The organism is Halomonas nitroreducens (genome assembly GCF_003966155.1).
Taxonomy (GTDB): Bacteria; Pseudomonadota; Gammaproteobacteria; order Pseudomonadales; family Halomonadaceae; genus Halomonas; species Halomonas nitroreducens.
In genome coordinates this window covers 71,811-81,940 of record NZ_RXNS01000020.1, presented here as the reverse complement: position 1 = coordinate 81,940, position 10,130 = coordinate 71,811, and the positions used below count along the sequence as shown (strand labels likewise).

At 59.1% G+C, this 10,130-nt stretch carries 11 protein-coding genes and 7 tRNA genes; 3 read left to right on the top strand and 15 right to left on the bottom strand.

From position 1 onward, the window contains the following. Positions 1-125: 125 nt before the first annotated feature. The 9 genes from EKG36_RS17880 to EKG36_RS17840 all read right to left on the bottom strand — a co-directional run bounded on the left by EKG36_RS17880 (position 126) and on the right by EKG36_RS17840 (position 6,854). Positions 126-869, bottom strand: a complete 744-nt coding sequence (locus tag EKG36_RS17880; RefSeq protein ID WP_126486574.1) for a hypothetical protein — start codon at positions 867-869, stop codon at positions 126-128. Continuing rightward, complete coding sequence (locus EKG36_RS17875; RefSeq protein ID WP_126486573.1) at positions 862-1,266, bottom strand: hypothetical protein; 405 nt, start codon at positions 1,264-1,266, stop codon at positions 862-864. The genes EKG36_RS17880 and EKG36_RS17875 overlap by 8 nt, the downstream gene beginning before the upstream one ends. An 11-nt stretch (positions 1,267-1,277) precedes the next feature. Then, positions 1,278-2,378 (bottom strand): hypothetical protein, encoded by a 1,101-nt coding sequence (locus tag EKG36_RS17870; RefSeq protein ID WP_126486572.1) that lies wholly within the window; start codon positions 2,376-2,378, stop codon positions 1,278-1,280. Positions 2,379-2,930: 552 nt separating this feature from the next. Beyond that, positions 2,931-3,018: transfer RNA gene (locus tag EKG36_RS17865), tRNA-Ser, on the bottom strand. Between the two features lie 141 nt (positions 3,019-3,159). Further along, a complete protein-coding gene (locus EKG36_RS17860; protein ID WP_126486571.1) occupies positions 3,160-3,663 on the bottom strand; it encodes a YiiD C-terminal domain-containing protein in 504 nt (167 codons plus the stop codon). 2 nt (positions 3,664-3,665) lie between these two features. Then, positions 3,666-4,226 carry a nitroreductase family protein gene (locus EKG36_RS17855; protein ID WP_126486570.1) on the bottom strand — a complete coding sequence of 187 codons (561 nt, stop codon included), beginning with the start codon at positions 4,224-4,226 and terminating at the stop codon, positions 3,666-3,668. 61 nt (positions 4,227-4,287) lie between these two features. Next, positions 4,288-5,124 (bottom strand): NADPH-dependent 7-cyano-7-deazaguanine reductase QueF, encoded by an 837-nt coding sequence (gene queF / locus EKG36_RS17850; RefSeq protein ID WP_126486569.1) that lies wholly within the window; start codon positions 5,122-5,124, stop codon positions 4,288-4,290. Between the two features lie 3 nt (positions 5,125-5,127). Then, the gene (locus tag EKG36_RS17845) at positions 5,128-5,901 is read right to left on the bottom strand and encodes an ABC transporter permease (RefSeq protein ID WP_126486568.1); all 774 of its coding nucleotides are present in this window, start codon (positions 5,899-5,901) and stop codon (positions 5,128-5,130) included. After that, positions 5,898-6,854: an ABC transporter ATP-binding protein gene (locus tag EKG36_RS17840; RefSeq protein ID WP_126486567.1), complete on the bottom strand. Its 957-nt coding sequence runs from the start codon at positions 6,852-6,854 to the stop codon at positions 5,898-5,900. Before EKG36_RS17840 ends, EKG36_RS17845 begins: the two co-directional genes overlap by 4 nt. A gap of 157 nt (positions 6,855-7,011) precedes the next feature. On the opposite strand from EKG36_RS17840, the gene EKG36_RS17835 reads away from it, so the two are divergent. Continuing rightward, positions 7,012-7,569, top strand: a complete 558-nt coding sequence (locus tag EKG36_RS17835; RefSeq protein WP_126486566.1) for a Yip1 family protein — start codon at positions 7,012-7,014, stop codon at positions 7,567-7,569. Positions 7,570-7,731: 162 nt separating this feature from the next. On the opposite strand, the gene EKG36_RS17830 is transcribed toward EKG36_RS17835, so the two are convergent. From EKG36_RS17830 to EKG36_RS17805, 6 genes are all read right to left on the bottom strand, one after another. After that, positions 7,732-7,806 (bottom strand) — tRNA-Gly (locus tag EKG36_RS17830). 28 nt (positions 7,807-7,834) lie between these two features. Continuing rightward, a tRNA-Glu gene (locus EKG36_RS17825) sits at positions 7,835-7,910 on the bottom strand. Positions 7,911-8,002: 92 nt separating this feature from the next. Then, a tRNA-Gly gene (locus EKG36_RS17820) sits at positions 8,003-8,077 on the bottom strand. Between the two features lie 29 nt (positions 8,078-8,106). After that, positions 8,107-8,182: transfer RNA gene (locus EKG36_RS17815), tRNA-Glu, on the bottom strand. Positions 8,183-8,275: 93 nt separating this feature from the next. Next, a tRNA-Gly gene (locus tag EKG36_RS17810) sits at positions 8,276-8,350 on the bottom strand. Between the two features lie 24 nt (positions 8,351-8,374). Next, positions 8,375-8,450: transfer RNA gene (locus tag EKG36_RS17805), tRNA-Glu, on the bottom strand. A 177-nt stretch (positions 8,451-8,627) separates the two neighbouring features. Between EKG36_RS17805 and msrB the strand changes: the two genes are divergently transcribed. Further along, positions 8,628-9,029, top strand: a complete 402-nt coding sequence (gene msrB / locus EKG36_RS17800; RefSeq protein WP_126486564.1) for a peptide-methionine (R)-S-oxide reductase MsrB — start codon at positions 8,628-8,630, stop codon at positions 9,027-9,029. 77 nt (positions 9,030-9,106) lie between these two features. Continuing rightward, positions 9,107-10,075: a ribosome biogenesis GTPase YlqF gene (gene ylqF, locus EKG36_RS17795; protein ID WP_126486562.1), complete on the top strand. Its 969-nt coding sequence runs from the start codon at positions 9,107-9,109 to the stop codon at positions 10,073-10,075. Positions 10,076-10,130: the final 55 nt, after the last annotated feature.

Sequence of the window (10,130 nt, the reverse complement as noted above, 5' to 3'; positions counted from 1 at the left end):
GGGATGGTCAGGCTCATCGGAGGTGCCATCTTCTGAAGGATGGCTTCCTTCCGCTCTGCGGGGTAACGCATGTTGATCACCTCTCAATCCGTTTAGGTGACAACTACGCTGACAGATAGGGGGGTTCAGCTAGCTTTAACACCTGACTCGTCCTGAGATTCTTTTCCACCTGATTTATCCTGAGACTCATTCCTACCTGATTTATCCTGAGGCTCAAAGAAGAGATTAACTGGAACATGGCGTATTTTTACAGGCTCACCAGAGGTGTAGTGAACATGCCGAGTAAAAAAACCTCGCATACCAGAATAAACACCACACTCGTAGTCATCCAGGCCAGAGAACCTAGAAGAAAATCTATCTTCTCGTGACTTTTTGAAAAAAAACTCCCTCCACTTATCTAACACAGCCCTAGCCATAGGCTTAAAACAAAGAACAATCAAGATACAATGATCATTTCCAGGAGAGCAGGTTGCATATCTAGTAACCAGCTGAAGAACACCCTCAAACAAATGCCCATTATCGTAATTGGCAGTACTACCAGGAGCACTACCAATAATCTTTGACTCGCAAATAATAGAAAATGGACCACCAATTTGCTCAATGGCTATATCGGTATTGCCTGACATCATTGCTGGACGAGCATAAAGGCCAGAGCTACATATATTATCAATTATTTTCGAGGTCCATCCATCTTCAGCGTTAGAAGTATCAAATACCAAATGGGATTGTTGCTCGACTCTCTGAACCGCATTATCAACCACTTCATGTACAGCTGAAACAAATTCCTCGTAGCTCTCAGCATGAGAACACTGAATCATCAGTTGAGCATGCCTTGGAAGACCGGCTTTGAATGCAGATAAATCAGTCATCACTCAAGGCCTCGCTGCTCAAATAATAAACAACAAAGATATGGTCCTTGGCATCTTCTAAACTCTCACCGGTAACAGGGCTGATTGAACAATCTTTAAAAAAGTATGAATAAACTTCCGACTCTTCTAGATCAACCACCTCATCATGATGCTCAAAATAATAGTTTGGCACTAACAACTGCGGCTTAGAGCTGCAAAGAGTATTTATAAGAAGTGATATGGAATTTTCGTCCTTAACATGCTTGCTAAAAATTTCAGCAAGCCGATAAGGTGTAAACTCTATCTCTTTGGGAGAAATAGAAGACTCTTCCAGAAAGCTATTTAAGCTTTGTAGAGCATGCACGTAATCAACCTGATCTACAAACCTGCTCTCTATAAGATCATTTATCGCTTGCATACCCCCTCCTTTCAAGAGGGAATGACTTGATTTAGAAGAAAATTATAGTCGCTATCAGAAAAACAGTCTAATAGAAAAATATGATCAATAGGCTGATTTCCTTTTCTCAGAAGATTTGCATTCCCAAGGATGTCAAGTGACAGCTTATACTTACCTCCTTGACGCTCAAACGACCATACCTTACGAATTCCAAACCCTTGAAATGCATACCCAATGGAGTTGGCCCCATTCTTGTGGTACTCAGCCTTTCTTATATCTTTTCTATCACCTCGACTTTTTTCTGTTCTTTCAATACCTTCATCCGTAAGAAAATCTAGCCTAGATACCAAGCCATTATCACTTTCAAGGAAGTAAAGAGGCCGAACCTTTGGCAAAAAGTCGTACGGATATCCAAGTTTCCCACTCAAGTGGCGCCGTGCAAAAGCGGCCAACTTAGCTTGAAACTTATCCCTGTACTTTCCAGATATACCCTTCGCCTTGGAAAGACGGAGCTCAAGTCTTTCACGGTTGTAGTCCAACACCAACACATCTAATGCTATTTCAGAAACCATGCCTTTCGCAGACACATTCTGAACATCTCTCACATCCTGTAATACTCCATCTTTTATATCGCTCTTATCAAGATGGAAGGTTTTATAGTAGTCTCTCCGACTAGCTACCACTATGGCTTTCACCCCTTCTTTCACATCAACCACTTCAACGGGGTGAAGGACATCAGGGATCAAATTAACATTAGTTGGGATTTTCGGATAATACGAAACCATCCCAATACCACCTTGCGAAGACACCTCATTAGCAATGCTAAGTTCGATCTTCTGAAGTCGCGAAGTATTCATTTCAAAAACTTGAACCACTTTATGGTGGTTTAAGATATAGCTCATGAGCTTTCGAGACAGAGAGTCATTCACAGAAGACAACTCATCATGACGCATAAGACGAGCATGAGCTAAAGAACTAGACTTATGATCATCAGTAATTTTAACTTTGGGAAAGTCAAGCTCATTAAAAACGCGAGTCCGAATAAGTGAAGGTCCCACGCCATGAGCTACTAGCAAATCATAATTTTCAACAAATCTTTGAAGCTCTACATCTTTCTGATTATTACTAGTCATCCTTCAGTTCCCAAACCTACATTTAATTAATTCTTCCAATCCGAATCTCACACCGCCCCAGGATCTCCACGTCCTTCATGTCCTGCGGCTTGATCAATTCCTTCTCATAACGCCTGTTGTCGCTGATCAGCAGCTATGCTCCACCGGCGACACGCTGCAGGCGCTTGATGCACCGCTCGCCGTGCACGAGCAGCGGGAACACGCAGTTCCCGGCCATCCTCACGCTCTAGGGGCTTGGCTTCCTACATCGTGGATGCATTTGAAGAAAAAGCTGACATCGCCAATTCCCGGACCTAGTCGTTCTCATAACACTTAGGTCGACACTACCTGAGAGAGGTACTGCCTGTCATGCCTGAATTAGGAGGCGACCGACCAAGGTGGGTGGCAGCAACCTCGAGAAAGAGGAAGGCGTGGGGCAGCAGAGGGACACACTGTCCAACAGTATCCTGAGAAGGCCAGTGGAAGCCAGACTCAAAGTATGGGCTGAGGTATGGGCTACAGGGGCATGGAAAAAGAAAAAGCCGCTGATCTCAGCGGCTTTTTCGCAGTTCTTGGCGGAGGGGGAGGGATTCGAACCCTCGAAGCCTTTCGACTTACACACTTTCCAGGCGTGCTCCTTCGACCACTCGGACACCCCTCCGCATTGTCATTCCCGAACCCTGGCGCGCGGCCTTTTGCTCAAGAACGGGGCGTATACTATCGACTTAAGTGCGCGAATGCAAGCCGGTTTTCGGCTTTTCCATCATGCCGGCAGATGGCCGCCTGGTCGAGGCGCGCGCCCTCACCTGGCCGGCAGCACGGCGTAGTCGCCGCGGGCCTCGAGGCAGAGGGTGTCGCCACACCACAGTTGCTGCATCAGGGCGATGCGCCCCTTGCCGCGCCGCTCCAGACGCTCGGCGAGGCGCTCGCCTCCCGCATCGGCCTCCGGTATGCAGACCATGCGGTAGTCGCCCGTCACCGGCGCCAGGAAGCGCTGGCCAGCCTCTGCCACCACCACGTCCCGGTCGTAGCCGTATCGACGCAGCCACAGCGTGGTCCAGCACCAGCCAAGCAAAGTGGTCTGGGCGGCCAGGGCGCCACCAAAGCCGGTGCCCTTGTCGTTGAGGCTGGGCTCCAGGGCCAGCGACCACTCGAGTGTGTCACCGTCCCGGCGCATCTCGCGGATGCCCAGTCGAGCGACCATGGGGATGGCCTCGCCGAGCCAGGCGAGGAAGGCCGCCGGGTCGTCGCCCTCGCCAACCGGTGGCAGCGGCAGCCGCGGGTGAGGAATGCCGATCTCGCGCATGCTCAGTCCCAGCGTTCCACGAAGTCGTCGATGTCGGGTTCCGGCAGCGGACGATGACGTCCGCCCAGCTGCCCCAGATAGAGGAAGGCCACCAACTCGTCGTCCTCGGCCAGGCCCAGCCCCTTGCGCACCGTGGGATCGAAGGCGTACTTGCCGGTACGCCACATCGCGCCGAGCCCCTGGGCGTGGGCGGCCAGCAGGATGCCGTGGGCGGCGCAGCCGGCGGAGAGCACCTGCTCCACCCGGGGCACCTTGGGCTCGTCCGGCGTCACCCTGGCGATCACGGCGATGATCATCGGCGCGCGCTTGGGCTTCTTGCGGGCGGCCTCCAGCACGGCATCCTCGGCATGGGGATCCTCGCGAAACTCGGCTTCGGCGAACAACTCGCCGAGGCGGTCGAGCCCCTCGCCGGAGAACTCGATGAAGCGCCAGGGCCGCAGCTCCTTGTGGTCCGGGGCGCGCAGAGCAGCGCGATACATGGCCGCCAGCTGCTCGGACGTCGGCGGCGGGCCCATCAGCTTGCCCATGGAACTGCGTTCATGCAGCAGCGTCATCGCGTCCATAAGGGTCTCCTTGCCAGGATTCAAACGAGAAAACTTCTCGTCACTCTATCAAGTCGCCGGATCACTGTCGTGCCAGGCGCAGTGGCGACGGGGGGCGCTCCCCTGGGGTGGCCCGCCAGGGACTGATATCGAGGCCGCCACGACGCACGTAGCGGGCCAGCACGAGCAGGCGCTCGGGCCGAGCCCGGGCCATCAGGTCCATGAAGATATGCTCGACACAGTGCTCATGGAAGTCCTGGTGCTGGCGATAACCGATCAAGTAACGCAGCAGGCCGTCCCGGTCGAGGCGAGGCCCCCGATAACGGACCAGCACGCTGCCCCAGTCGGGCTGGCCGGTCACCGGGCAGTTGGACTTAAGCAGGTGAGAGTGCAGGGTCTCCTCGACGACCTCCTCGCCCACTCTGAGATGCTCGGCGCTCGGCGTATAGTCATCGATCTCGATGTCACGATCATCAATGCACTCGCCAGGCAACCGCTTCGGGACGAGGACGGCGTCGTCCACCCCGAACAGCTCGACCCCAACAGCAGCCCTGGCAGCCTCGGCCAGGTCGCGCTCCAGGGTCGCCACCACTTCTTCCTGCGAGGCGAAGCGTGTCTGGTTGAAGCCGTTGAGGTAGAGCTTCCACGACTTGGACTCGATCAGCCGCGGCGAGTCCGCCGGCAGCCGGAAGCGGGCCACGGCGACGATGGGCTTGCCGCGCGCATTGAGCCAGGAGACCTCGAAGGCGTGCCACTCATCCTCGCCGACGAAGGGCAAGGCGCCTGCCTCGATGCCCAGCGGCGCGCGGTTGGCGGCCCGCTCGATGGGATACAGCAGACCCGCATCGTAGTCCTCGGGATAGGCGGACTCGCGTCCCAGAGGGGCGTGGACAAGGGTGTCGGGACGATGGTGTGACATGCGTTAGCTCCTGATGCCCTTGCCATTCTCGAGCATCCACAGGGCGATGCCAAAGAGTACCACGATGAAGGCCAGGATGGCGGCCAGCGCCCAGCCCACCGGGATGTCGGAGACCCCCAGGAAGCCATAGCGGAAGACGTTGACCATGTAGAGAATGGGATTGAGCATCGAGGCGCCCTGCCAGAACGCCGGCAGCAGCGAGATCGAGTAGAAGACCCCACCCAGGTAGGTCAGCGGCGTCAGCACGAAGGTCGGCACGATGGAGATGTCGTCGAACTTCTTGCCGAGCAGGGCGTTGATGAAGCCGCCGATGGCGAACAGCGCCGCCGTCAGCACCACCACGCCGAGGGTAAGCAGCGGATGGGCTACCTCCAGGCGAGTGAAGAACAGCGAGACGATCGTGACGATCACCCCGACGCCCAGCCCGCGGGCCATGCCGCCGAGCACGAAGCCGGAGAGGATTACCCAGTTGGGCATCGGCGAGACCATCATCTCCTCCACGCTGCGCTGGAACTTGTTGGAGAAGAAGCTCGAGGCCACGTTGGAGTAGCTGTTGGTGATCACAGACATCATGATCAGCCCGGGGACGATGAAGTCCATGTAGCTGTAGCCATCCATCTCACCGATGCGCGAGCCGATCAGGTTGCCGAAGATGATGAAGTACATGGTCATGGTGATCGACGGCGGCAGCAGGGTCTGCGGCCAGATCCGCGTGAAGCGCTTGATCTCCTTGACCACCAGGGTCCAGAGCGCGATGGCGATCTGCACGGGATTCATGCACGCACCTCCTGATCCTGGTCCAGAGCGCCCTGGCCGCCTTCGACCATGGACACGAACATCTCCTCGAGGCGGTTGGCGCGGTTGCGCATCGACATCACCTCGATGCCCTGCTCGCCCAGGCTCTCGAAGACATCGTTGAGTCGCTGGCCACGGTGGATCACCACCGCCAGCTGGGCATCATCGACCTGCCTGACCTCGAAGCCCGCCACCTCGGGAGGCGCCTGGACCGGATGCGCCAGGTCGAGCAGGAAGGTCTCGGTATCCAGCTCGGCGAGCAGCTCCCGAACGCTGGTGTTCCGGATGATCTTGCCGTGATTGATGATGCCGACGTGGCGGCACAGGCTCTCGGCTTCCTCGAGGTAGTGGGTGGTGAGGATGATGGTGGTGCCTTCCTCACGGTTGATGCGGCGCATGTACTCCCACATGCTGCGCCTGAGCTCGATATCGACCCCCGCGGTGGGCTCGTCGAGGATCAGCAGTTTCGGGCGGTGGATCAGCGCCCGGGCGATCATCAGCCGGCGCTTCATGCCGCCAGAGAGCATCCGCGCACTGCCGTTGCGCTTGTCCCACAGGCCCAGGTCGCGGAGCAGCTGCTCGGCTCGCGGCAGTGCCTCGCGACGCGACATGCCATAGTAGCCCGCCTGGGCCATGACGATGTCGAGAACCTTCTCGAACTGGTTGAAGTTGAACTCCTGGGGCACCACGCCGAGATGGTACTTGGCACGAGCGAAGTCGGTGTCGATGTCGATGCCGAAGATCGAGACCTTGCCGGCGGTCTTCTGCACCAGGGAGCAGACCACGCCGAGAGTGGTCGACTTTCCCGCCCCATTGGGGCCCAACAGGGCATAGAAGTCGCCCTGGGCGACATCGAGATCGATCCCCTTGAGGGCATGGAAACCATTGCCATAGACCTTGGTCAAGCCGCGAATGGACAGCGCCGGTTCGGCCATGAGCGATCCTGTGGAAGCTGGGTGAATGTCGTCGAAGCCCCACAACATGGGGGCATATCATCATCGGTTCAAGTTATCGACCCGCGAGCACGCTTTGACAGGGCCTGACGACTGGTCGATATCTACCTGTAGGCATGATCGCCAACGGGAGTGCCCCATGACCTTGACCACCCTGCTCGCCCTACCCTTCTCCACGCCAAGTTGGGCAGCGCTGCGCAAGCACCGCCCCTCGATCACCGCGCTGATCCTGTGGCTGGTGCTGCCGCTATCGCTGGTACCGCCGCTGATGCTCTACTATGCCGGTACCCACTATGGCGATGCCTTCCTCACCGGCTTCGGCGACAAGCAGTGGCGCTTCATCACGACCATCTTCTTTCTCGCCGAGCTGCTCACCTTTGCGGTGATGGGCTGGCTGATCCACGAGATCGCCAATGCCGGCACGCGGCGCATCGCCTTCCGGGACGCCTACCTGCTGGCCGCATTGGCCCCGGTGCCCCTATGGCTCTCCTCCCTCGGCCTGGTGGTGCCGAGCCTGACGGTCAACGTGGCGATCGCCCTGGGCGCCCTGGGGGTATCCTGCGGCATCGTCTACCACGGCCTGCAGGGGCTGTGCCGGATCCACGAGGACGTGGAGGCGATGTCGGCCACCTACACCATCATGGCCGTCAGCGTATTGGCCTGGGGGCTGCTGATCGCCCTGATCTGGGCCTTCTGAGCCCAATCGCGACACACCTGTGGCCCCGACCAGAGAAGCATTGCGGAGAGTCGAGGATGCAATGGAAGCGGCAAACGAGATCGACCGGGTGGCGGTCCACCGGGCTGGCGCACCAGCTCGTGACCCGAGCCTTAGCCATCAAGAGTACATCGTAAAAAAGAATGGAGCGGGAAACGAGATTCGAACTCGCGACCCTCGCCTTGGCAAGGCGATGCTCTACCACTGAGCTATTCCCGCTTGGCTTGGCGATGTCGACAGTGCGAAGTGGCGTCCCATAGGGGGTTCGAACCCCTGTTCCCGCCGTGAAAGGGCGGTGTCCTAGGCCACTAGACGAATGGGACGCATGGAGCGGGCAACGTGATTCGATCGGACCGGCGCACCGGCTCGCGACCCTCGCTCGCCAACTCTTGTTCCAGTCGACCCGAAGGGCGATTGGAGCGGGAAACGAGATTCGAACTCGCGACCCTCGCCTTGGCAAGGCGATGCTCTACCACTGAGCTATTCCCGCAGGTCTCGCATTGTCAAACCACCGGAAGGTGGCGTCCCATAGGGGGTTCGAACCCCTGTTCCCGCCGTGAAAGGGCGGTGTCCTGGACCACTAGACGAATGGGACGCATTGGACGGGCAACGTGATTCGATCGGACCGGCGTACCGGCTCGCGACCCTCGCGCACCTGACCTCCGAACCCAACTTCCCGAAGGAAGATTGGAGCGGGAAACGAGATTCGAACTCGCGACCCTCGCCTTGGCAAGGCGATGCTCTACCACTGAGCTATTCCCGCGCTCCGGTATCTTGATGAGTCGAGTGGCGTCCCATAGGGGGTTCGAACCCCTGTTCCCGCCGTGAAAGGGCGGTGTCCTGGACCACTAGACGAATGGGACGCAATTGCTCGCCTCGTCGAGATGGCGCGCATATTACGCATCGGCCCTGAAAGTGTCAAGCCCGCCCGTCCCAGCGGGATGTACCGGCCACGAAACGTTGGCGAGCAGGGGTGGAAAAAACGCCCACTCTGGATGTCACAATAAGGTGCAGGCTCCACCGTGACGAGGAGACAGGCCATGCGAAGGAAGATCGAGAAGAGCGACGCCGAGTGGCGTGAACAGCTCACCCCCGAGCAGTATCACGTGACCCGGGAGAAAGGTACCGAGCGGCCCTTCTCCGGCGACTACCAGGTCACCGATGAACACGGTATCTATCACTGCGTATGCTGCCATGCACCGCTATTCGAGAATGAGCACAAGTTCGATGCCGGCTGCGGCTGGCCGAGCTTCGACCGCCCCCTCTCCTCGGGCTGCGTCGAGCAACAGCCCGACGGCAGCCATGGCATGCAACGCACGGAGGTCATCTGCGCCCGCTGCAATGCCCACCTCGGCCATGTTTTCCCCGACGGGCCACAGCAAACCACCGGCCAGCGCTTCTGTATCAATTCGGTGGCCATCGATTTCCATGCCGGCGAGTAGGCGCCACGCCCTGCCCTGAGACGGCCGACCATCTGCTATGATGGTCGGCCGTTTCATATGGCAAGCAGGAGAGGCCGATGCTCGGCTGGTACCCGGGACACATGAACAAGGCGCGCCGCCAGATCCTCGAGGCGCTGCCGGAGATCGACGTGGTGATCGAGGTGCTCGATGCGCGTCTGCCCTACTCCAGCGCCAATCCCATGCTGGCGAGCCTCACGCGCCACAAGCCGGTGCTCAAGATCCTCTCCCGCGCCGACCTGGCCGACCCCGAGCGCACCCGGGAATGGACCGCCCATTTCGACGCCCAGCCCGACACCCGGGCTCTGGCGGTGACCACCACCAACGCCCGGGAACTCAAGCGCATTCCCAAGCTGTGCCACGAGCTGGCCGGCCACGTGCGCGTCGACCGGGATGTGCGGGTGATGGTCATGGGCATTCCCAACGTCGGCAAGTCGACGCTGATCAATGGCCTGGCCGGGCGCACCATCGCCAAGACGGGCAACGAGCCGGCCGTCACCAAGCGCCAGCAGAAGGTGCGCATCGCCGGCCAGGTGGCGCTGATCGACACCCCCGGGGTGCTGTGGCCGAAGATCGAGGACCAGGCCAGTGCCTACCGCCTGGCTGCCAGCGGCGCCATCCGCGACACGGCCATCGACTACGTGGAGGTGGCAGTGGTGGCCGCCGCCGAGCTGGCCCGGCGCTACCCCGACGCCCTCAGCGCCCGCTACAAGCTCAAGGAACTGCCGGCCTACCGGCCGAATCCCGCGGCCGATCGGGTCGACGCCGACGGCGACGCCCGCCCCGACCTGCTGGCGCTGGCCGGCTTCGACGGCCATGCCATCCTGACCACCATCGCCGGCAAGCGCGGCGGCCTGCGCGCCGGTGGCCAGGTGGACCTGCACCGCGGCGCCGAGGTGCTGCTCCACGAACTGCGCGACGGCAAGCTCGGCCGGCTCACCCTCGAGACTCCGGCCGACATCCCGGCGGAGGATGCGGCCGAGGCCGAAACCGAGGCCGGCGAAGACAGCGGTGACGCCGCCTCCTGACCCTCCGCGCCGATACCGACACCCGCCGCCCAAGCGGCACCTGGACACCACTGGA